Origin of the sequence: Borreliella afzelii, assembly GCF_014202295.1 — a bacterium.
Taxonomy (GTDB): domain Bacteria; phylum Spirochaetota; class Spirochaetia; order Borreliales; family Borreliaceae; genus Borreliella; species Borreliella afzelii.
This window is the reverse complement of record NZ_JACHGM010000002.1, coordinates 294444-318519: the sequence shown is the minus strand read 5'-3', so window position 1 is coordinate 318519 and position 24076 is coordinate 294444. Positions and strand designations below refer to the sequence as shown.

Annotated in this window: 20 protein-coding genes; 2 read left to right on the top strand and 18 right to left on the bottom strand. The window is 28.7% G+C overall.

Translation table 11 applies throughout. The annotated features are described in order from the left end of the window. From uppS to HNP63_RS03615, 14 genes are all read right to left on the bottom strand, one after another. The gene (uppS, locus tag HNP63_RS03680; protein WP_004790688.1) at positions 1-693 is read right to left on the bottom strand and encodes a polyprenyl diphosphate synthase; all 693 of its coding nucleotides are present in this window, start codon (positions 691-693) and stop codon (positions 1-3) included. A gap of 5 nt (positions 694-698) precedes the next feature. Further along, positions 699-1253, bottom strand: coding sequence for a ribosome recycling factor (frr, locus tag HNP63_RS03675; protein ID WP_073999212.1), 555 nt, complete (start codon positions 1251-1253; stop codon positions 699-701). A 37-nt stretch (positions 1254-1290) separates the two neighbouring features. After that, entirely contained in the window at positions 1291-2130 is an 840-nt protein-coding gene (gene tsf / locus HNP63_RS03670; RefSeq protein WP_044052128.1) for a translation elongation factor Ts, read from the bottom strand. A gap of 3 nt (positions 2131-2133) precedes the next feature. Further along, positions 2134-2916, bottom strand: a complete 783-nt coding sequence (gene rpsB / locus HNP63_RS03665) for a 30S ribosomal protein S2 (protein WP_004790672.1) — start codon at positions 2914-2916, stop codon at positions 2134-2136. A 212-nt stretch (positions 2917-3128) separates the two neighbouring features. Beyond that, a complete protein-coding gene (locus HNP63_RS03660) occupies positions 3129-3407 on the bottom strand; it encodes a hypothetical protein (protein WP_004790313.1) in 279 nt (92 codons plus the stop codon). An 18-nt stretch (positions 3408-3425) separates the two neighbouring features. After that, a complete protein-coding gene (locus HNP63_RS03655; protein ID WP_183227300.1) occupies positions 3426-4151 on the bottom strand; it encodes a hypothetical protein in 726 nt (241 codons plus the stop codon). A 56-nt stretch (positions 4152-4207) separates the two neighbouring features. Continuing rightward, the gene (locus HNP63_RS03650) at positions 4208-4819 is read right to left on the bottom strand and encodes a tetratricopeptide repeat protein (RefSeq protein ID WP_073999209.1); all 612 of its coding nucleotides are present in this window, start codon (positions 4817-4819) and stop codon (positions 4208-4210) included. Continuing rightward, positions 4819-6474, bottom strand: a complete 1656-nt coding sequence (locus HNP63_RS03645; protein ID WP_004790684.1) for a 30S ribosomal protein S1 — start codon at positions 6472-6474, stop codon at positions 4819-4821. The genes HNP63_RS03650 and HNP63_RS03645 overlap by 1 nt, the downstream gene beginning before the upstream one ends. A gap of 2 nt (positions 6475-6476) precedes the next feature. After that, the gene (gene cmk, locus HNP63_RS03640; protein WP_183227235.1) at positions 6477-7142 is read right to left on the bottom strand and encodes a (d)CMP kinase; all 666 of its coding nucleotides are present in this window, start codon (positions 7140-7142) and stop codon (positions 6477-6479) included. After that, the gene (locus HNP63_RS03635; RefSeq protein ID WP_004790599.1) at positions 7126-7875 is read right to left on the bottom strand and encodes a pseudouridine synthase; all 750 of its coding nucleotides are present in this window, start codon (positions 7873-7875) and stop codon (positions 7126-7128) included. Before HNP63_RS03635 ends, cmk begins: the two co-directional genes overlap by 17 nt. Beyond that, positions 7862-8626, bottom strand: coding sequence for a hypothetical protein (locus HNP63_RS03630; protein ID WP_183227233.1), 765 nt, complete (start codon positions 8624-8626; stop codon positions 7862-7864). The genes HNP63_RS03635 and HNP63_RS03630 overlap by 14 nt, the downstream gene beginning before the upstream one ends. Before the next feature lie 14 nt (positions 8627-8640). Beyond that, positions 8641-9738: a recombinase RecA gene (recA, locus tag HNP63_RS03625; protein WP_011600846.1), complete on the bottom strand. Its 1098-nt coding sequence runs from the start codon at positions 9736-9738 to the stop codon at positions 8641-8643. A gap of 13 nt (positions 9739-9751) precedes the next feature. Then, on the bottom strand, positions 9752-12454 hold the full coding sequence (gene greA, locus HNP63_RS03620; RefSeq protein WP_183227232.1) for a transcription elongation factor GreA: 2703 nt from the start codon (positions 12452-12454) through the stop codon (positions 9752-9754). A 36-nt stretch (positions 12455-12490) separates the two neighbouring features. Beyond that, on the bottom strand, positions 12491-13435 hold the full coding sequence (locus HNP63_RS03615; RefSeq protein WP_011600847.1) for a tetratricopeptide repeat protein: 945 nt from the start codon (positions 13433-13435) through the stop codon (positions 12491-12493). 184 nt (positions 13436-13619) lie between these two features. Between HNP63_RS03615 and HNP63_RS03610 the strand changes: the two genes are divergently transcribed. Beyond that, entirely contained in the window at positions 13620-14747 is a 1128-nt protein-coding gene (locus HNP63_RS03610; protein ID WP_011600848.1) for a tetratricopeptide repeat protein, read from the top strand. Between the two features lie 44 nt (positions 14748-14791). Here the strand turns inward: HNP63_RS03610 and hisS are convergent, their stop codons facing one another. Beyond that, complete coding sequence (gene hisS, locus HNP63_RS03605) at positions 14792-16162, bottom strand: histidine--tRNA ligase (RefSeq protein WP_004790371.1); 1371 nt, start codon at positions 16160-16162, stop codon at positions 14792-14794. Between the two features lie 132 nt (positions 16163-16294). Between hisS and HNP63_RS03600 the strand changes: the two genes are divergently transcribed. Beyond that, positions 16295-18181, top strand: a complete 1887-nt coding sequence (locus HNP63_RS03600) for a PASTA domain-containing penicillin-binding protein (RefSeq protein ID WP_183227230.1) — start codon at positions 16295-16297, stop codon at positions 18179-18181. On the opposite strand, the gene HNP63_RS03595 is transcribed toward HNP63_RS03600, so the two are convergent. The 3 genes from HNP63_RS03595 to HNP63_RS03585 form a co-directional block, all read right to left on the bottom strand. Continuing rightward, a complete protein-coding gene (locus tag HNP63_RS03595) occupies positions 18182-20074 on the bottom strand; it encodes an AMP-binding protein (protein ID WP_004790274.1) in 1893 nt (630 codons plus the stop codon). 477 nt (positions 20075-20551) lie between these two features. Next, positions 20552-20860: a PG0541 family transporter-associated protein gene (locus HNP63_RS03590; protein ID WP_004790494.1), complete on the bottom strand. Its 309-nt coding sequence runs from the start codon at positions 20858-20860 to the stop codon at positions 20552-20554. A 1-nt stretch (position 20861) separates the two neighbouring features. Then, complete coding sequence (locus HNP63_RS03585; RefSeq protein WP_183227228.1) at positions 20862-24074, bottom strand: efflux RND transporter permease subunit; 3213 nt, start codon at positions 24072-24074, stop codon at positions 20862-20864. Between the last annotated feature and the right edge of the window lie 2 nt (positions 24075-24076).

Sequence of the window (24076 nt, the reverse complement as noted above, 5' to 3'; positions counted from 1 at the left end):
TCATCTCCCAAAATTTCTTCTTCTAAGCTGAAAACATTCTAAATCCTTACTATACCTATTCTCATAATATTCAGGCCACAAAACATTTGAAAAAATTAATTCAGAATAAGCAATCCTCCATAAGAAAAAATTACTTATTCTAATATTTCCGCCTGTACGTATTAAAAGATCAAGATCAGGAAGTTCTGGATTGTCCAAAAAATTGGAAAAAGTATTCTCATCTAAAGACTTTAAATCAAAATTATTTGAAACAAATTTTCTAACAGCTCGAAGTATTTCATTGCGCCCTCCATAATTGATTGCCAAATTTAAAACAAGATTGTTAAAATTTTTAGAAAAGCTGACAGAATCTTTTATCGAACTTTTTACTTCTTCACCTAAGGAGTCAACATCTCCTGAAACTATTATTTTTATTCCATTTTTTTTGTAAAAATTAAATTCAGCCCTCAAATAGCTAGCAATCAAAAACATTAACTCTTCTATCTCACAATCATCCCTTTTCCAATTTTCAGTAGAAAACACATAAAAGGATAAATATTTGATACCTATCTTTAAAGAATGCTTAACTATTTCTTTTGCTCTTTTAAGACCTTCTTTATAACCTTCTGAAAAAGACAATCCCTTACCTAAAGCCCACCTTCTATTGCCATCCATGATGATTCCAACATGACTTGGAAGAGAACTTTTATTCATGGGCTTTAAACTTCCATTATTTCTTGAATTTTAGATTCTAAAATCGCATCTATCTTTTTAATATAAATATCTGTGGATTTCTGAATATCATCTAAAATTCTTTTCAAACTGTCTTCTGTGATTTCCGATTCTTTTTCTTGCTTTTTAACCTTATTATTTAAATCCTGCCGTATATTTCTAGTTGAAATTTTATGTTCTTCTGCTATTTTTTTAGCATGCTTTACAATATCTTGCCGCCTTTCACTAGTTAAAGCTGGAACTTTAATTCTAATAACAGAACCATCGCTTGAAGGGTTCATAGAAAGATCAGAATTAAGTATAGCTTGTTCTATCTTATTCAAGATAGTTTTATCCCAAGGTTGAATAACAACAAGTCTTGCTTCAGGAATTCTAATACTTGACACTTGAGTTATGGGTGTCCTTTGGCCATGGTATTGAACAAAAATTTTATCAAAAATATTACTACTAATTCTACCTGTTCTTAACGTTTTATATTCATTGTCAAGTGATAAAAGAACCTTGCTCATCTTTTCATCCAGAAAAGCCTTATAATCTTCCATATAAACTCCTCCTTACTGACAAAAAGCAGTACATTGTCTATCCTATTCTTAAATACTTAAACTCAACTATTTCTATCTTGCTTGAAATTGCTTTTGAAACCTCTTCCAACATCTCCCTAACAGTGAGTTTATCATTTTTTACAAAACCTTGTTCAAGAAGAGAAATTTCAGCAAGATGTTTTTTTATTTTTCCAGCAACTATGCCTTTAACTATGCTTTCTGACTTCCCACTAAGTTCTAATTGTTTAGCAAATATCTCTTCTTGCTCTTTAATATAATTTGGACAAACATCATCATTTCTCAAATAAATAGGAGCAAGAGCAGCCACATGTAAAGCTAAATCCATAGCAAAATCTTGCAACATTTTATCTTCAGTTTTAGAAAAATCATCTACTTTTAATTTAACCAAAACACCTATTTTAGATTGTTCGCCATGCAAATAAATTTTTACAAATTCATTAGATTGAATTTCAGTAATAAAAATTTTTTTAACCTGAATATTTTCTTTTATTGTAGCTGCTAAATTTTTAAGTTCTAACTCTTGAGAAGCAGTTAAAGAATTTCTTCCACTCTCTACCAATTCCTTAATTAAAGAATTACCGAAATTAACAAAATTGTGATTTAAAGCAACAAAGTCTGTTTCACAAGAAACAAGCAAAAGACCTGCATGAATATTATTTGAATATGAGAATACTCTACCTTCTTTTGCATCTCGGTCAAGTCTTTTCTCAGCAGACGCAATTCCCATTTCTCTAAGTTTTTTTTTAGCTAATTCAAAATCTCCACCAGCAGCAGACAAAGCTTTTTTACAATCCCCAAAACCAGCATTGGTTTCTTCTCGAAGTTTTTTTACATCTTGAGGACTAATAATGCTCATAAATTATTCCCCCCCTTCTTCAATAGAATCACTTTTATCATTTTTAATTTCAATTTCTTTCATCAAATCTTCTTCGTTCAAATTTTCAATTATTTGAATACCAACCTCTTTATCACTTTCTAAAATAGCATCAGATATTATTTTGGTAAACAAAGCAACAGAACGAATAGCATCATCATTCCCAGGAATTGGGCAATCAATAACATCCGGATTACAATTTGTATCAACCACAGAAATAATGGGGATTTTTAATTTTCTAGCCTCATTAATAGCTATTTGCTCCCTCTTAGGATCAATGATAAAAACAGCACCAGGAAGCGTTTCCATGTCTTTAATACCTGATAAATTTTTAGCTAATTTTAATTTTTCACGATTGAGCTGTGAAATCTCTTTTTTACTTATCATATCAAAAGTTCCATCAACTTCCATCTTTTCTAGCTTTTTTAATTTTTGAACAGATTTTCTAATCGTATTAAAATTAGAAAGCATGCCCCCAAGCCATCTATTATTAACATATGGCATATCACTTCTTCTTGCTTCTTGTTCGATTATTTCACTAGCTTGCTTTTTGGTTCCAATAAAAAGCACCTTTTTGCCATCTTTTATCACTCTTTGAACAAGCTCATAAGAATCTTTAATACCTTGTAAAGTCTTTTGAAGATCTAAAATATGTATTTCATTTCTCTCGGAAAAAATAAATCTTTTCATTCTAGGATCAAGCCTTTTTACCTGATGACCAAAATGAACTCCGGCCTCCAACAAGCTCTTCATCGTAATAATTGCCAAATCAACCTCCTATTATCCTTCTCTTTTACTCACTATGACACCACATAGCGGAAATTATCCCCTCTTTTATAAGAATATAATAAAACAATCCAACCAATAAGTCCACCTATTAAAAACAAACATTTCACTCTTGAATAAAATTATTAACAAATTATATTAATAAAAAATATTAAAAACTAAGTTGATTCTCAACTCTTTTAAAAATCATTCTTTTATAAGTCGTTCTTATTTCTTTCAGAAAATTTAATCAAACCTATTAAAATCACCGATCCTAAAATAGGAAATAAATAAAGAATAGGATCTATTCGCCTTTCATAATAATCAGAATAGAAAAAAGGAATAAAAAATAAAAATACAATGCCACCTAAAAAACTTATTAAATAAATTACTAAAAACTTGAAATTCAATATGTTTAAAAACATAACAAAAAAGCTTATCAAAAAAGAAATAATAATGTTTGTTAAAATCAAATGAGAAAAAAATACTATCATACTCCTCCATAAAACTAATTAATTAGACAAACTAAATCCCGACAAATCTCCAAGATCAATAAGAACACTATAAGCATCGTCAACAATGCTGCCTACGCCCATAACAAAAATTGCCAAATTATATTTAGGAGCAATGTCTTTTGTAAAAAAATCGTCATTTATATGCTTTAGATCAATTGGCCTTTTCTCTTTGTCTAAAAGATCAGACTTTTTAATAGATTTTGAAAAACCTATATATTTCCCTTTGTCAATGTAAGACCTATATATGTTTTTTTTCTCAAGAAGAATAGGGGACGAAGAAGTATTTCCATTTCTTACAATAATGAAAGCCTCACCGGGAACATCTTTTCTTAATTCTCCAAAATTTATTTCAAAATACAAAGGCAATTTGCTATCGACCCATTCTTTATTTAATTTAAAAACAGGTTTACCAGAATACATAGTAGCACTCAAATTTATTTTATAAAACCCTCTATTATTAAATTCACTAACATTGTCAAAAACACCCCTTAAAGCTTCGAAATCTTTTTCCACACTTTTTCGAAAACTACTTACATGATAATTGGCGCCTTCTGGATAAAACTTATAGTATATATCAAAACCCCTTAATTTTTCAGCTGCTTGATTAGAAAAATAATCTGCTGGCAAAAAAAAGGCCACAGAATCCCTTGAAATTCGATTATCAATCTTTTCTGGCGATGGAAGTATTAAAATATTGTCAAGACCACATCCGATAACCCCCAGACAAAATATAAAATATAAGATAAAAAAAATTATAAAACCTCCCCCAAAAATACAAATTAATTTTGTTTAAGTTCTAAAATTTTATTATTTGCTATATTTATATATAAATTATTTTCATATGGGAATTTAACAATCTCTTCATATACTTTCACAGCAAGGTCTTTATCTTTTTCCTCAATCAATATTGCCTTACTTAAAAGAGCTCTTACCTTTAAAAACCCTAAACTAGTGTTCTTGATAAGATCCTCATAAACTAATAAAGCATCTTCTTTTAATCCCATTTTTTCATAAATTGTAGCTTTATTGATAAAAGCAATTTCGCTTTCAATACCTTTTGCCTTAATAACAATATCTAAATCCTTAATAGCCTCATCATACTGTGATTGACTTTGCAAATAAACAGCTTTAGCTAAATAAAATCTTGAAATAAAGTAAGATGAAATTTCTTTTTCCTTTAAAATAAGTTCCTTTATCCTAAGAGATATTTTTTCTCTCTCTTTGACATCATTTTCTTTTAAATAATCATTTAAATCCTTTTCAAGATTTTCTACTATTTCACCACCACTCTTTACATAATCTTTACTTAAAGAATTATAAAAAACAACAATAATAGATACAAACACAAAAATAATAGCAATAAAGAAAACTAAAAGATTATTCTTAGCCATTATTCATCCCTCTTTAGCAAATTTTCAAACGGCTTATAAGATTCCTCATCATTACCCTTAAATAAATAAGAAGAAATCTCTTCTCTTGATTTTTGATTCTCATACTCCCTATAAGAGAGCAGCACTGATTTGTCTTTAGAATCAATATTTGTTATTACCACCTTAAGCTTATCTCCAATGCTTAATTTTTCAAAAGTTTCTAAACTGGATTCTTTTGTATCTCCTAGTTGGATTTTGCTAATAAATCCCATTATTTTATTATAAACTCTTACTTGAAAGCCTTTTGACTTTTTCTCTACAATCTCAACCTCAATAGCATCACCTTTTTTATAGCTTTTAGAAAAATCTTCCCAAGGACTCTCTTCTAACTGCTTAATTCCTAATCTAACATTTCTCTTTCGCCTGTCAACCTCAAGCACTTTCCCATTCACTAAATCGCCTATCTTAAAATATTCCTCAGGATCAATCTCTTCAAGCCAAGAAATATCAAACTTGCTCACATAAGCATCTATGCCTTCTTCAATATTTACAAAAGCGCCTGTTTTTGTAATATTAGTAACAACTCCTTGAATAACCTTTCCAATAGGATATTTCTCAGTTAATCTCTCCCAAGGATTCTCATTAATTTGTTTAATACCCAGAGATATTTTTTGATTTTCTTTGTCTATCTCTAAAATCTTAACTTCTACCATCTGACCAAGTTTTATTAATTCTTGAGGACTCTTTACTACTTTTATCCAAGAAAAATTACTTATATGTAAAAACCCTGACAATTCGCTGTCAAGCTCAATAACAGCTCCAAAGGGCAAAATTTTTACAACTTTCCCTTTTACAATGCTATCAATTTTATATTTAACATCTACAGAATCCCAAGGATTTGCTTTTAAGGCCTTAAGAGATAATTCCATTTTACCTGTTTGTGGATTTATCTTAATAATTTTCAACTTTAACTTATCACCAACTCTAATAAAATCTTCAATATTTTCAACTTGATTAAAAGCAATATTTCTTTTATGTAAAATTCCTGTAACAAAATTTTTAATTTTTATAATCGCACCATATTCTGTAATACGATCAACCATACCATCAACCACATCTTCTTCATTATAAGAACTTACTAGCTCTATTCTCTTGGCAAGCTCCCTTTCTCTTTCTAAAGTGCGCCTATCAAGAATAAGCCTCAAACCGTCCGTTTCGCTTGCTTCAAGAATATAAAATTCAACAATAGAGCCTCTTTTTAATTTCTCATCCTTAGATTTAGAGCTTAAATAAAAAGGCATAAAACCAGAAACATTTTCATTAATTTGAATCTTATAGCCATTAGAAAGCTCAACCAACACTTTACCTTTAATTACTTTTTTATTTTGAATATACTCATTTACTTTATCTTGAAAATTCAAAGAATCAAGCTTTTCAACACTTAAAATCAGCCCCAATTCTCCACCTATTCTTACAACGATTGCTTCAAGTTTATCACCAATTTTGGGAACATTTTCAAATTCTTCAATCTTGATAAAGCCTTCAGATTTATAGCCAACATCGACTAGAACATAATCCTTCATAATGTTAACAATCGTTCCAGAAACACGACTTCCAAGTTCTACCCTTTCAAGTACTTTCAAATAATTTTCTTGTAAATCTTTTTGATTTTCCATTCTCACCTCTCTCTTACTTTTTTCAAATTAAACTTTTCTATTATAATATTACATACATCGTCTAATCCTTTGTAGCTTGTATCAAGGTAAAAAACCCCTTTTGATAATTCTAACTTACCATATTGTTTGTTCTTATCAACATCATCTCTTTTTTTAAGAGTACGCTCTAATTCTTCTAAAGTCTCATTTCCATTTCTTTGCTTATATCGCCTCAAGGCTCGAACTTTAACAGAAGCATCCAGATATATTTTGAATTCAGATTCTGGAAAAACAATAGTAGTAATATCTCTACCTTCTATTATATAATTATCATCGCTAAATTTAACAACCTCTCTTAATTTTTTATTCACAATATTTCTTATTCCAATATAAGAAGAATAAAAAGAAACCTGAAAATCAATCTTATCGTTTAAAATTTGATTTTCAACATTCTCTCCATTAAGCAAAAAACTAGAATCATTAAAGCTTATATCATTCTCAAGAACCAAATTTAAAAGTCTATTCTCACTAATAAAATCGCAGCCACTAATAAAAGATCTTTGGGCAATTAAAGTTATTATTCTATAAAGATAACCAGAACTGATAAATTTAAAACCTAGTTTTACACTAAGCTCTCTTGCAATTGAACTTTTTCCTGATGCTGAAGGCCCATCAATTGCTATTATCATTAGACTTCTCCAACATAGATTTCAACCTATTTATCTTAACCAAAGGAACAATTTTTACTTGACCTTCCTTTAAGCTATCTAAATTAATATTGCCAATTCTAATTCTATGAATTTTTTTTAAAAAAACATTTTTGCTTAAAAACACTTTTCTTATTTCCCTATTTTTTCCTTCATCTAAAATCAATCTGGCAGAATTTTTATTTAAAATTTCATAAGATTTTAATTTAAAAAATTCTTTTTTTATCTTTATACCCAACTTAAAAGAAATAAGCAAATTCTCATCAATATCTTTTTTTGATTCTATAATATATTCTCTTTCAACTTTTTGCCTTGGATGAATAATATCATTTGCAAATTTACCGTCATTAGTGAATAATAAAAGCCCAGAGCTTTTAAAATCAAGCCTACCAATTGAAAATACACGCTCTTTAAACAAAGGCTGAACCAAAGATATTGCTAGCTTTCTTCCATTAGCATCAAAATTTGAACATAAATAATTTCTAGGCTTGTTAAGAGCCAAATAAACTCTACTCTTACTTTGAAGGTCTTTAAAAACATAAATCTGTTTCTTATAAATTATTCTGTCTCCTAAAGCTACCTTATCCCCAAGCTTGGCAATAGAGCCATTAACTCTTACAAGCTTCTTCCTTATCAGTTCCTCGCAAAATCTTCTTGACCCTACTCCCTTTTCAGCTAAAAACACATGAATTCTGGGGGTTTTAAGTGCAATCATTAATTTTACAACCTCGATACAATACTAATTTATTATTCAGATATCCTAAATTTACAATATTAAGCATTTTGCACTCAAGAGATACTAAAAAATAAGAAAATCTCTCAAAAGAATAATTATCAGCATTAAAATCTAAAAGAGAATCAAAAATTACACGGCTCTCTTTATTTAAAATAGAAATAATTTTCATCTTTTTCTCAAAAATTTTCAATTCATATTTATTACAAACAACTTTAAATTTTTTATTATACAAAGAATTTTTATTAATAACTTTTTCTTTCAATACATTAGGCTTTCTCTTCGAATTTTTCTTTTTATTATCATTAGCAATAGTATTAATATTTTTAACAAAATTGCCACTATTGCCAAAAATAAAATCTTCAATCATTTTTAAGTCATAGAATTTAAAATTCTTTATTTGATTTAATTGTAATTTTTCATTTTCTCTATTCTTACTATAACCTACTAACCTTTCCACAACTTTACGTTCTGCTTTATCTTTACATTCAAGCTTTAATGGGAATAAAATTTGAGTTTTCCAATAAAACAAATTATTAGCAAGATAAAAAAAATCAATCAATCCCCTAATACTTATATTAAGGTCACTTGAAACAACTATAAATTCTTCAATTATTTGATTTAAACTCAAAGTTCTTAAAACATGTCTATTTATATTAACATATTCAAAAAAAAGCTCTATTCCACCTGTAAAATTATCAAGACTGATAGAGTAACTATTTAATTCAGACATTTAAATTTTTCCTGCTACTCACTTTCATTTTCCTTATATTCAATAAAACTAACATCCTCTTGATCAAAATTATTAAAAATTACTTTTCTAAGTCTTTTATCCAAATCATTTGTAAGTTCTACTTCTTTACTAAGATACTCAATAACACTCTCTCTTCCCTGTCCCAACTTATTATCTCCTAATGAATACCAAGAACCTGTTTTTTGTATTAAATTATGCTTAATAGCAGCATCCAAAATACCAGCTTCCCTAGAAATACCTTTCCCAAAATAAATTACCAATTCTACTTTACGAAAAGGTGGGGCAACCTTATTCTTCACAATCTTAACTCTGATCTTATTGCCAATAACATCATCGCTTGAGCCTGATCTGGTTATTTGTTCGACTTTTCTAACCTCAAGCCTAAGAGATGCATAAAATTTTAAAGCATTCCCACCAGTAGTAGTCTCAGGATTGCCAAACATAATACCAATCCTCATTCTTATTTGATTAATAAACATAATACAAGTATTAGATTTAGAAAGTATACCTGTAATCTTTCTAAGAGCCTTACTCATTAACCTTGCTTGAAGACCAATCTGAGAATCCCCCATTTCCCCATCTATCTCTAATTTTGGGGTCAAAGCTGCCACAGAATCAACTACAATTAAATCAATACCACCACTTCTAATTAAATGTTCGGCAATCTCAAGAGCTTGTTCTCCAGTATCAGGCTGACTAAGCCAAAGTTCTGCAACATTAACCCCCAAAGCTTTTGCATAAACAGGATCAAGAGCATGCTCTGCATCAATAAAAGCAGCTATGCCTCCTTCTTTTTGCACCTCAGCAATTGCTTGTAGAGTTAAAGTGGTCTTGCCAGACGACTCAGGGCCAAAAATTTCTATTATGCGCCCCCTAGGATATCCACCAATGCCAAGAGCTTCATCTAATACAATAGATCCACTTGAAATACTCTTTATGCCTTTCCCAACAGGGGATTCCCCCATCTTAATAAGACTTCCTTTCCCAAAAGTTTTTTCTATTTGAACTCTTGCAAGCTCAACAGCTTCCTCTTTGCTTGATCTCTCTATACTAACAGCAACTTTTTCTCTTTTTTCCTTTAACTTTGACATCCTTAAATTTTTCCTAGCTAAATTTTATGGGTTCTATTTTCTTTACAAAATATTTAAAATTAGTATTATTTATAATAAAATTGAGACTATCTCCTTCTCTAGAATCAAGCAAATTTTCTCCAAAAGGCGATTTATATGAAATAATGCCTTCATCAGGGTTTGATTCCCAAGGTCCAAGTATCAAATAAGATTCATCTTTGCCTGTAACTTCATTTAAAATGATAACTTTAGTCCCAAAACCAACAACAGAACTTTGAAGATCTTTAGTATCTATAACTTTTGCATTTTCTATTTCCAACATTAAGGAGTTTAATCTTTTTGTTAAAAACTGTTGTTTTTCCTTAGCAGAATGATATTCAGCATTTTCTTTTAAATCGCCAAGTTCACGAGCTTTCCCAATTTCTTTCGAATTTTCTGGAATTTCAACTTCCTTTAAATGCTTAAGCTCTTTTTGCTTTTTATTCAAAGAACTTAATATGGTTAAAAATCCAATTTCCATTCTCTCCCCTGCAAGCTGCATCTTTTCATCTTCAAACTCAACAGAATCAAACAATTGCCTTATTATAGATTTAATATCTAAAAGATCCTTGGGAGGAAAATCTTTTACATAAAAACAAGTCATATAAACTCTCTTTGCAAGCTCTTCATCCCTCACGTACTCTAAAACTGATTTAAGATACCCATCTTTAACTAAAAGATTAATTACCATTTTATAAATTCTTTTACTTGCAACAGAATTATTTTTATTATTAATTTTAATAACACTATCTGTTAAAATTTTAATCAAATTGGCTAAAAGATCTGAATCTGAATAACTCAGATCAATAGAATAGGTTTTAAAGTGCTTTAAAATCCAAATATAGGCATCTTTATAAATCTTATAATTTTTTATAACATAATTAAATAATTTTTCCACTTCTTTAGGATCTTCTTTGTAAAGTGATTCAACCAATTTCTTATTAACAGAGTGAGGAAAAAGCTCCTTATAGTACAAAATCCAATTGCTAAGTTCTCTTTTAATTAAAACGACCAATTCTTTTTTAATTTCTGCATTCAAAATTGAATCAAAAAGATCTACTATTCCTTTTGAATACTCCTTTAAAAGGAATTCTAAATTAACATCTTTTTCTATATTAACTTTTGATGACAATTCTTCAGAAAAATTACCTAAAGATTTAAGAATAACGTAAGAACTTATAACATGATGATCAACCTTTGTAAAATTGTTAACATAAATTAAAAAATAGTTAAGCATCTCTTCTTCAATATGCAAATCCTTAACAATTCCCTTAACATTACAATAGTTTATAAATATCTCGTATCTTTTATAAAAATCTTTCTCAATCTTGAATTTATCATACATTTTTTCATTCAAATTGGAAGATCTCTCATTATATACATAACAATCAAGCTTGCCAGAATCCATAACAAAATGGGGATTATCCTTTAAGATTTGCTTTGCTTTTAAGCTCCATGAATTCCATGAACTTTGAGTCATTAAGCTTGGTACTAGCTCCTTTTTTATTCCCTTCAAATCAATAGCTTTATAACTTTTAATTATAACTTTTATAGCCCACTCAATATCTTTTTTTACTCTATCTGCAAGTTCCTCTTTGGGTGTTATGGCTTTTAATACCCTAATATCCTCTCTACTAAGGGGAGAAAGAGCCGACATTGCCATATCAAAACCAATAAAATGACCTCTTTTAGAAACAAAATCAACCGTAATGCCATGATCATTTACATCTCTTACGATTCCAACAGACCAAGTCTGATGATAAACAAAATTTCCCTTTGCAAAAAACAAATATTTTTCAAAGTCTGAATATACATCAACAAAATTTTTATCTAAGTTTTCAATATCAGACTTTACAAGATAATCCTCAATATTCTTCACATCCTTATATCTTTCTCTTAAAAATTTAACTAAATTTTCTCTTGCCTTATGATTTTTATTGTCAAGCTTTAAAATACCTTTTAAAATTTCTATTGTCTCATCAATATTATCAGTCAAAGAATAATGATCAAATAAATCTTCATAAAGGACTATAGCCTTTTTAAATCCAAGATCTTTTTCAATTTTTTGCAAAATAAGCAAAAAAGAATCAAAATCATCTGAAACATAATGAATAAGCTTTGCCCATACTTCTCTGATTCCTGACATCTGTTTTTTATCAATAAAACGATAAATAGCTTTTCTAAAATAAAAAATTGATTTTTGCAAATCAATAGTTTCATAATAAGTAGCCAGCTGCCTTACAAATACAGTGTCATCAATGTCTGCTTCAACAATTCTAGTCCAAATATTTGGAAGCTTATCGTTTTCATTATTTTGGGCATATATTTTTGCAAGGGTATAAAGAGCATGCTTATTCTCAGAAATAGAAAGCATTTCATTGCATATATGCTCAACAAGAGCCCACTTTAAGTTTTGAGAAAATAAATCAATAACGGCAAGCAAATTCATGTCATTTAAAGGTCGCCTACTATATATAAGCATTCCAGAAATATAAAGACCTGCTATGCTTTTTTTAACATCTTTTAAATGCCTGCCGCAAATATCAAGCACATCCTCTGTTAACCCCTCATCAATTATATTATCTATCAAATCATCCAATTCTTTTATTTTAGCAAGAGAATAATTATTAACAACTATTCTTGTCCACTTATCTTCTTGTAAAATACTATCTAATTTTTCTATGGTAACATTAGACATTAAACTCTCCTAATATCAATTTTTAGCATCAAGCAACTAATTTACATACTGTTGATAAATCCCCAAGTCTATTTCTTTTATGTATAACAAAATTTCATCAATGCGTGCTCTATCCTCTTTTATCCTTACATAATGATCAATAAGCCAAAAATACTTATTAATAAGCCTTGGAAGTAGTATGCTCTCATTTATTGATCTATAAGACTTTTCTTTAAGTTCGTTGCGCAAACTGTAAACAGACTGCTTTAGCTGTCCAAGCTCTATAGGCCTTAATTCTCTTTTAACATTAAAAACACCATTAAGAGAGCCATAAACAGGAATCCATTCTTTTATAAGATCATCTGAAATGTTTCTGTCAGACTTAATAAGATCTATTAATCTTAAAATCATATCGGACTCAAGAGAATATATATCTATCTTTTGAGGATTGATAAAAAAAGCCTCTCTGAATAAGACTTTGGCCTCTTTAATTTCATCAACCAACGCATAAGAATCAGCAAGCTCTGCAACAACATCTGAGTTTTCCTTAGCATTCCCTAATATTTTCAAAAAGACATTAATTGCTTTCTCGTAATTCCCCATACCTTTATAAGACTTAGCAATTTTTATTAAAAGATCCAAATTTTCTGGATGCAGTTTGTATATATTTTTATATATGTAAAGACAAGTCTGAAACACAAAATATTTTATAGAATTACGACCTTGCAAAAAATCACAACCCATCTTTTTCAGATATCGACCTGCAAAATTATTCCACTCTCTTATTAAAAATTCTGCCTTTTCATAATCCTGACCTATTCTATCAAGACTTTCAACTTGCCCATTCCAATACACAGAGCTTTTCAAAGCTGTTAAAATTTCAATATTATCAAAATCAAGAGAATGCGCTTCTTCAGATTTCACTAAAGCTTCTTTAAAATTGCCTTTTCTAAAATCTAAATAAATCTCTTTAATCAATTCAACGATTCTTTCTGATAACACATCCCCACCATTTTAAAAAAATATATACAAACCCCCGATACACTTTATATAATTATAGCATTTATCAATTTTTAGTCAAACAAGAAATTAGGGCAAAATAGCAATATTCTATTTATTATTCTTTTAAAAGAACCTCTTATATTATAATATTAAAAAGAAAATTGTGGGGTCAAATTCTAGCTATATGGAATCTAATAAAATTATTAACAAGGCTATTTATTACTATAATTCAAAAAAATATTCACAAGCAATAAAGCTACTAGAAAAAGAAATTTTTTTCTACAAAAATTACTATTTGTATCACTATGTTTTAGGAATGTCTTATCTTCGTATTGGAAACCTTGGCAATGCCCAAACATATCTTAAAAAAGCTTACACTTTAAACCCAAGCGAATCAAATATAAAACAAGCTATTGCTATACTTTTAGTAAGCCAAGGCAAAGAAGAAAAAGCTATTCAGATATGGCTTAAAATGATAGAAGAAAATCAAGAAGTGGATCGATCAGAGATGTCTCTTGAAATTATTCGAAAAAATCCTGTCAAAGGATATGTTTTTTTTAAAAATAGCAACCTATATGAGAAATTGTTCCCAATAATTAAAACAATACCCAATAAAAATTTAACAAAGCTAATCATAATAATTGCCATTGGGGGAATTGTATTTATCTCAATGTTAGCAATCTATTTTATTTTTTACGAACAAAAAACAACAACATCCACAAATCTAAAAGCAGAAATAAACAAAAATTTAAACAATATTGCGGCTTACATTGACGACATTAAAATAAATAACAAAGAAAAAATAAAAAATGAAGAAGGCCAATTTATATTAATACTAACCAGCGAAGAAATTAAAAATTCTTTCGAAAAAATCAAAAATTATTTAAAAATAGGAAAAGATAATTTTGCAAGAGTAGAAATAAATAAAATATTAAATTCAAATGCATCAGAATCCATAAAATTAAAAGCTAAGAATCTTGCAAGTTTTATCTCAAGGCCAGACTTTATTAGCTTTAATGAATATCTAGACTTAAAAGATATTAAAAAAGATCCATCAATCTATTCAAATGTATATGTAAAATGGGAAGGATTAGTAAATAATATCGAAAAAAAAGACAACATAATTCAGTTTGACTTTTATGTAGGATACAATAAAAATGTACTCTCAGGAATTATCCCAACAAAAACAACTTTTGATATTGACATTGATTTTAAAGACAGTGTTGAAATACTTGGACAAATAGAATATAAAAAGAACAAACTCACCTTAAATGCAATCACAATTAGAAAAATAGATAAAAATGCAAATTAATCTTAATATATGTCAAAATTTTTCAAAACAATTAGCATTGAAGATTAAAAAGGTGTGCATAGCAACTTTTCACTACATTTGATAACATTTATTGACTCTTCAAAAGAAAGTAACAACTCTTCTTTTTTTGTCAAATCTCTTACTTTCATTTTATTTTCTTTGTATTCTTCTTGACCAACAAAAACTAAAAATCTTATCTCTTTGCTTAAAGCATATTCTATTTGTTCTTTAATATTTTTGCCATTTTTATTTTTAAAATAGACTTCACAAGAAATATTTTTAACCTTAGAATAATCATGATTCCTAAACCTAGTAGCAAGTTCATAATAATAATCTTGTAAAGCACTATCTAAGTTTACAATTAAAACTTTAGATCTAGCCTTGGTGACAAATATTTTAACATAACTAAACTTTTCAAGATCAATTATATCCTTTATTCTGTCAACACCAAAAGATCCTCCAACTCCTGAAATCTTTTGAATAGAGCTTGAAAACGAAGAAACCAAATTATCATACCTCCCCCCACTACAAACACTACCCATATTACTATCAAATACCTCAGATTCAAAAACAATACCTGTATAATAATCAAGCCCACGCGATATTTTAAGATTTAAGTTAAAAGAATCCTGAATTTTTAATAAACTAAGATGCTGAAAAACATCTTCTACTCTCTTGACAGACTCATTATCACCCAAAATGCTTTTTAAAGCTTGTATTTTCTCTTTAAAAGTACCTTGCAAATTCACTAAATTTAAGATTGAATCTACTACTTCTTTTTCAATCTTAAGAAGCAAAGCCTCTTTAACCTTATCAACTCCTATTTTATCTATTTTATCAATATTTCTTAAAATAAAAAGAGATTTTTCTTTAATTCCTAACTTTTCAAAAAAAGAATTTAATATACCAAGATGGGAATAATGAATAATGAATTTTTTATTAATACCTTCTATAAAATTCAAAAAAATCTCTTCAAGCCCATAATATACAACAGAAAGAATCTCGGCATCACCTCTAAAACTATCCTCTCCAACTATATCAAAATCGAATTGCATAAATTCTCTGTATCTACCCTTTTGAGAATTTTCTCCTCTAAAAACTTTTCCAAATTGAGAACGTCTGAAAGGAAATTTTAAGTTAGAAGCATTTGTAGCTATAAATCTAGCAAAAGGAACGGTTAAATCAAATCGCATGGAAACATCTCTGCCTCCATTATCTTTAAACCTATAAATTTGCTTTTCGGCCTCATCCCCACTCTTTTTTAAAAGCAACTCTGAATATTCAAGAACTGGAGTATCTATTAAGTCAAAATTATAAGAATTAAGAACGCTAAATATCTGCCTAACAATATGAATTCGAATCAAAGAATCCTTAGGCAAATAATCTTTAAAGCCTTTTAAAGTTTTAATGTCCATTGTATTATACCCTCGCTATATAGCAATCTACTTTTTCAGAATATAATAACATATAATAATATAGATGCAAAAAAAAAATGAACAATTTTTTATTTTCTATAGTCATAAAATAATTTAAGAGGTCCAAAATTCATGACCAAAAGACTTAATAATAAGTATCGGACAAAAACAATATTAACAATATTCTTAGGTATAACTTTGCTAACTGTTTACAAATATTTCACACTAATGGTCTTTAATAACAGTCCAGACAACATAATATCTTTAAAGTCAAATGATATTGTCAAAAGAGGAACAATTTATGATAGAAATGGCAAACCAATAGCATTCTCTTCAAGGTCCTACTCAATCGGAACAAATCCTCAAAAAATAGAAAATATTGTCAGCACATCTGAAACTCTTGGCGCAATACTCCAAATTGATTCAAGAATTTTAAAAGAAAAGCTTTCTTCAAATAAAGGATTTTTATACATAAAAAGAAAAATAAAAAGGGAAGAATCGGATTTAATCAAAAGAATTCAAGCTGAAGGCAGGCTCTCAAACATTACTTTATATCCTGATTATACAAGAATTTATCCTTTTCGCTATACCACAAGCAATATTACTGGCTTTGTAGGAATAGATAATCTTGGACTTGAGGGAATCGAATTTTCTCTAAATAGTATATTAGGAACAGATAAAACTAGACAACAATTTTTAAATGAAGAATTAGAAACAAATAATATTTACTTAACAATAGATATGAATATACAACAGGGTGTTAGCAAAATAGCTGAAAAATACTTTAAAGAAAATAATCCTGAAAGTTTAATTACTTTAGTAATGAACTCCCAAAATGGAGAAATATTGTCCATGGTTCAATTTCCTCAATATGATGCAAACTTTTATTCTGAATATCCTGAAGAAATCCGAAAAAACCTTTCTTCATCGTTAACCTATGAGCCTGGAAGCATTAATAAAATTTTTACAGTTGCAATATTATTAGAAAGTGGAAAATTAAATTTAAAAGAAAAATTTTTAGACAATGGAATATATCAAAAACAATTTCCATCAGGAGAGAAAATTACAATCAAAACCTTAAATCCTCCCTATAAATACATTGACTCTACAGAAATTTTAATTTATTCATCAAATGTAGGAATAGCTTACATTACTGAGAAAGTTAGCAATGAATACTTTTACAAAAAACTTTTAGATTTTGGATTTGGGGAAAAAGTTGGATTTCCATTTCCCGGAGAAACAAAAGGACTGTTAAATCATTATTCAAAATGGTCAGGACGAAGTAAGGCTACAATTGGATTTGGACAAGAAATAGGGGTATCAGCGGTTCAAATATTACAAGCTGCAAGCATACTGGGCAACAATGGAATAATGTTAAAACCTAGAATAATAAAAAAAATAAGCACTGACAAAGGAGAAAGTATTCAAGAATTTGATAAAGAAGAAATAAAAAGGGTAATATCTAAGAATTCAGCACAAAAAGTTTTAAAAATGATGAGAGAAGTTGTAAATAAAGGTGGAATTCCAAATCTTAAAATTAAAAATCTCGACATTTCTGCAAAAAGCGGAACATCTCAGGCTATTGATAGAAAAACCGGCAAATACTCAGAAGAAGACTATACAGCCTCTATCTTGGCAATATACCCCACAGAACAACCAAAATATATTATTTATATTGTATACAGATACCCAAAAAAAATAATATATGGAACAAGAATAGCAGCTCCAATGGCAAAAGAAATAATAGAATTTATTGAATACCAACAAAATACAAACGCATATAAAAAAATTAAAATGCCATCAAAAATCAAAATTCCTAAAACCGACACTAATTATAAAAACAAAGAATACTTGCCAAATTTTATCAATCTTTCCAAAAGAGAATCAATAGACATACTAAAATACTATGAAAATACAATAAAAATAAAAATAAATGGCGACGGATTTGTTTACAAGCAAAACATATCTCCCAATACAAAATTAGAAGATATAGCAGAGCTTGAACTGTATTTAAAATAATCAGGTAAATAAATTTTTAATTTCATTTTTATAAAAATTTAAAATATAGCTTCGCTTAATATCCATCTTAATTGACATTTCTTTGCCAACTTCAAATGGTTTTTCCAAAAGAGCAAACTTTAATATCTGCTCAAAAGGCTTAAATCCATTAGTTCTATTGATTAATTTTTTTATTTCATCATTTATAGCCTTAAGAACAATATTATTTGCAATAATTTGACGTCTATTATTAGCATCAAAAATTTTTTGACCAACACTTTCTAGATATTTATTTATTTCTTCAAAATTTGGAAGAATAAGAGCGCCTAAAAATTTTTGATCTTGCCCTACAACAACCGCTTTTTCTATTAATATTGATTCTTCAAGCTTAATCTCAATTGGACCAGGCTCAACATTCTCTCCATTATTTAAAACAATGGTATCTTTTTCTCGACCAATAATTTGAACAACATTATCCTTAGATAATTTTGCAATATCACCCGTGTTTAAAAAACCGTCAGAACCAATAATTTTACAAGTTGCTTCTCTATCCTTGTAATATCCAAGCATTACTTGAGGTCCTTTTACAAACAAAATTCCTTTTCCAGGCTTTTTAAGTTTATTCCCATCAACATCTCTAATCTCAGCAACAGTTCCAGGTAAAATTTTGCCACAAGTCCCAATAATCACTCTTTTGTGCTTATTAGAAGCCACTCCGGGTGAAGTTTCTGTTAATCCATAAGCATTAGCAAGTTCAATACCAATTGAATTAAAAAATCTAACAACAGACACAGGCATACTCCCACCACCAGTAATTCCAACAACAAAATTATTACCTAAAATCTTATTTATTTTATTAAAAATTAAAATATTTCCCAAAGCTTTAAAAGGAAATAAGCAGATTAACCCAAATGTTCCTAAAATTTTCTTTATAGGAAAAAATAAACTAAATCCATTGTCCGGATAAAGTCCCATTACTGCCCTATAACAAATATCGCTAAGAAATGCCAATTTTATAAAAAAATGGAAAATTATTCTAGAAATAAACGGTTTTTTAGAAACTTCCTTATAAATATTTTGTTTTATTGCAATCCAAAGCCTAGGAACTGCTGCAATATAGTGAGGATTAATATTCCTAATATCATCAAGCATTGCCCTTGGAACAATGGTAGAAAATAAACAAACCATACCCTTGAGAAAAATATTGTAAGAAAAAGATCTTTGAAAGGAATGCCAAATTGGCAAAATACACATAAATATTTGTCCAACTTTCGTATCAACCATTAAACTAAAACTAGAAACCTGATAAAGAAGGTTAGCATGACTGAGCATTACCCCCTTTGGATGGCCTGTTGTCCCAGAAGTATATATTATTGTTGCCATATCATTAGAATCAACTTTACTTGCAATATTAATAATTTCTGAATCTTTTCTTAAATTGTCTCCAAATAAAATACAATCACTATAGGTATAAATTTCAAAATCACTATACTTTAATTTATCCTCTTTGTTTAAATTTTCAATGATAATAAATATCGGCTTTACTGTAAATTGAATTCTAACAAACATATCAAGAAGATTTAAATTTTCTAAAATAACTACACCTGGAAGAATAGAGTTAAAAATAATTTCAGCTTCAAAAAGAGTAACATCAGAACCTTTTGGAATATCAACGGCACCCAAAGATAAAATTGCAAGATCTATTACAGTCCATTCGGCTCTATTCTCAGAGCAAATAAATATTTTATCTTGATGCTTAACATTGATTGACTTTAAAAAGGAAGCAAGCTTTAAAACATTGTTTTTTAAGTCGCCATAAGTAACATGGGTATATCCATTGCAAACTTTATATATTTGAGCAATTTTATCCTTTTGTTGATCAGCCACTTCAAAGAATGCCTTTGCTATTGACATACAACCCTCCTTTCAAGACCATTAATATGGTTTATTATATCATATTCATAAAAAAATATTTATATAGCCTCCTCCCACTGTAAAAAACATACAGAAGGCCAATAAGAATAAAAACCCAAAAAATCAAATATCATCGAATTATTTTTACAAATATAAAAATAATATTAAGATCTATTTTATCCCCTTTTAAGATAATCAAACACTCTTGTTGAAAAATCTCCTTATTTTTCTTTAGAAATACAAGAAATATTGTTTATTTTGAAATTATTACCCTATACTTCTTATATTAATACTTCAAAAAAATATTAGACACTCTTGAATAAATAGAATATTCTACTAAGTAAAAATTTTAAAAACTTAACAGAAAATATTGATCATCTTTAGAAATTATATTTTTACGACCAAATCTTAAAATATAATTTCTATTATTCAAAAATTTGTTACCCAAAACAGCATATAAAATGCTACCCTTAAACATCAATTACCCAAAACAAAAAAATTAATCCCCTCCGTAGGGTAAGAACGATTCAAATCATCTACAATATCCTTCAATCTATTAACAATAGATTGATTAGAGGTATAAATAATCAGAATAAAATTTTCTTCCGGCCAAACACCGTTACCGTGCTTTTCCCCCTTTCTGCCTTTTCCATAAACATTTTCTATCTTAGAATAATATATAAGCTCTCCCAACTCTTGCTCTATTTTTTCCATACATTCAAAAATATCAAGCTCTAAAGATAAGTTGGAAATTATTTCAATCCTATACCTATAAAATTTAGTCATATCAATCCCCATCTTCTTCAAATAGATTATTATAACTACTTTTAGTCGAATTATTAATTTTGAATGATTTTTCAACATCTACATTAGACATCACTCTTTTTAACTTAAATTTAAAGCTTGAAACAATATTGGAAAAAACTTCAAAAAGCATGGGGATAAAAAACAAAGTAAGAAATGTGCTAGCCGTCATTCCGCCAATAAAAGTGAATGCAATTGGCTTTAAAAGTTCATTTCCACTTCCACTAGAAAATGCCATAGGAATAAGACCTATTATTGAAGTCAAAGAAGACATTAAAATTGGCCTAAACCTTGAACGACAAGATTCAACAATTGCTTCTCTTAGGCCAAATCCTCTCTTGATTAATAAACCGGTATAGTCTACAAGAACAATTCCTGTATTTACCACAACACCAACAAGCATAAGCATTCCAATTGCAGCAAAAATAGAAAGTTTTTCTCCTGCAAGAAAATGTATGAGTACAACCCCTATTGCTGTTAAAGGAATTGTAAAAATAATAATAAAGGGTTTTAAAAAAGATTCAAATTGAGAAGCCATAATGCCAAACACAACAACAATAGCCATCATAATGATTATTTTAAACTGATTCATAATATTTGAAAATTCATTATATTCTCCTTCAACCTTAAGCACTGTCCCCTCTTTATGCGGCACCTTATTATTAATAAAATCTACAACTTTTGCAGTTACTTGAGTTAAATTATCATTTGGAGAAATACCTGCATTAAGATAAATAGTTAAAGCTTGATTTTCTCTGTAAATAGATTCGGCTTTATTGGTTTTTTCAAAGGTAGCTATTGAGGAAAAAGGAATTTTAACTCCAGATGAATTTATAATAAATATTTTTTCCAAATCTTTTAAATTTTTAACATCCATTCTATCAAGCTTAAGAACAATATCATAATTAAGCCCATTCTCTACATATTGCCCAGCAATAACACCATTAACATTGGCCTTTAGCTCATTTAAAATGGTATTCATGTCAATGCCATAATTGTAAACTAACGCTCTGTCTATCTCAACACCAATTTGAAGTTGAGCATCATTTATACTAAGTCTTGGATTTACAAGTTCAGGAATTTCCTTTTTTAACATAGAAACTAAAATTTTTCCATAATCTTTCATATATTCAAAATCATTCCCTGAAATTTTAATTTTAATAGAATCTCCACCGCCTAAAGCATTACCACTAGAAGGCTCAATATTAAATTCGGGATAAAGATTTCCAATACGGTCCATAATTTTATACTTAATAGCATCGTAATCTATACTTTTAATCAACTTATCTTTTGACTCTTCCTTAAGTGGAAACAATACGTTGAAAGTTATCCTGTCAGCATCCAAAGTAGAAATAATGCTTTTATATCCTTTAGCCTCACTTTTTACAATTTCTAAAAATCTGTTAGAATAAAATTTTGCATATTCCAAACTAGTTTTATGAGGAAAATTTAAATTAATAACAATTGAATTCTCTTTTCCCCTATCAAAAGTTGTCACATCTAGCAATAATCCTAAAAACAAACTGCCAATAAAACTAAAAAAAACAATCAGCCCAAAAATCAATTTGTGATTTAAAACCATATTTAATAAATTGATATACAAAAATTCTAAAAAATAATAAATACTAGCAAAAAAAGCGTCAATTTTCCTAATAAAAGTACTCTTAATATTTTTTTGAAAACTTGTGTATAAACCAACATAATGGCTTGATAAAACGGGAACCAAAAAAATCGCAACTAAAAGAGAAACTCCTAAAGAAATAACGATCGTAAATGAAAAGTCTTTAAAAAAATCTCCATACACTCCAAGTTCTGATTTAAAAATAAGAAATGGGCCAAAAACACAAATGGAAGTAAAAGTTGAAGATGTAATAGGCATCATCATCTCTTGAGCTCCAAGTATGGAAGATGAAATAAGCTTTGCTCCTTTTTGCCTATATTTATATATGTTGTCTATTACAACAATTGAACAGTCAACAACCATCCCAATCCCAAGAGCAAGACCTGCAAGACTCATAATATTAAGAGAAATATTTACAAAATACATTAAACAAAAGGTCAAAACAATTGCTATTGGAATAGAAATTCCAATAATTATTGTGGCCCTAAAGCTTCTGAGAAAGAAAAAAATAACAAATATTGCAAGCATGGCCCCAAAATAGGCTGAACTTACAACTGTTGAAATGGACGCTTTAATAAAATTAGTGCTATCAGAAGCAATTTCTAATCTCATATCTTTAGGCATAGATAATTTCAATTTTTCTATTTCACCCGTAACAACATTAGAAACTGTAATAGAATTAGCATCACTACGTTTTTGAACCGATAAAGAAATTGAAGGCAACCCATTATATTCAACATATTCTGACAAATCTTCAAAATCAGTTTTAATATTAGCAATATCTTTAAGTTTTATCTCAATAGGAGATAAATTTATGCCAGAAGAATTGTCAGGTATCTTATAAGCTATAACCACATTGCCTATTTCTTCAATTGATTTGAATTTTCCAGAAACTTGAACCAAATATTCCAAATTATTCTCTAATATATTGCCAGCTGAAAGTTCTAAATTTTGAGATGCTATAATCGAAGATACTTTTGACAAAGAAAGCCCATAAGACTCTAATCTGTTTTGAGAAACCTCAATTAAAACACGTTTTTTACTTCCGCCGTTAACTGTAACAATCGCAACTCCATCAAGCCTTTCAAGTCCAGGCTTAATAATCTCATCAGCATATCTTTTAAGCTCAGAAACTGGCCTTACAGAATTAATAACAATTTCCATTACAGGAATATTTTTAAGATTGTATCTAAAAATTCTGGGAGTCTGTGCTCTACTGGGCAATGAAGATTTTACCAATTCAAGAGCATCTCGAATTTCATTTAAAACCAAATCTAAATCGGTTCCATGATAAAATTCAAGTGAAACAGTGCTATTTTCTTTAGAAGAAATGCTATATATATTTTTTAAATTCTTTAACGAACTCAAGCCACTCTCAAGGACTCTAGAAACACTCTCTTCAACTTCTTTAGGAGAAGCACCAGGATAAACAGTGTTAATACTTATTTGGGGAATATCAATTCCAGGCAAAAGATCTACTTTTAATCTTGAAAAGGTATATAAACTTATCATCATTAACAATGAAAATAAAATCAACATTGTTATTGGTTTGCCAACTATTCTCTTTACCAACATAC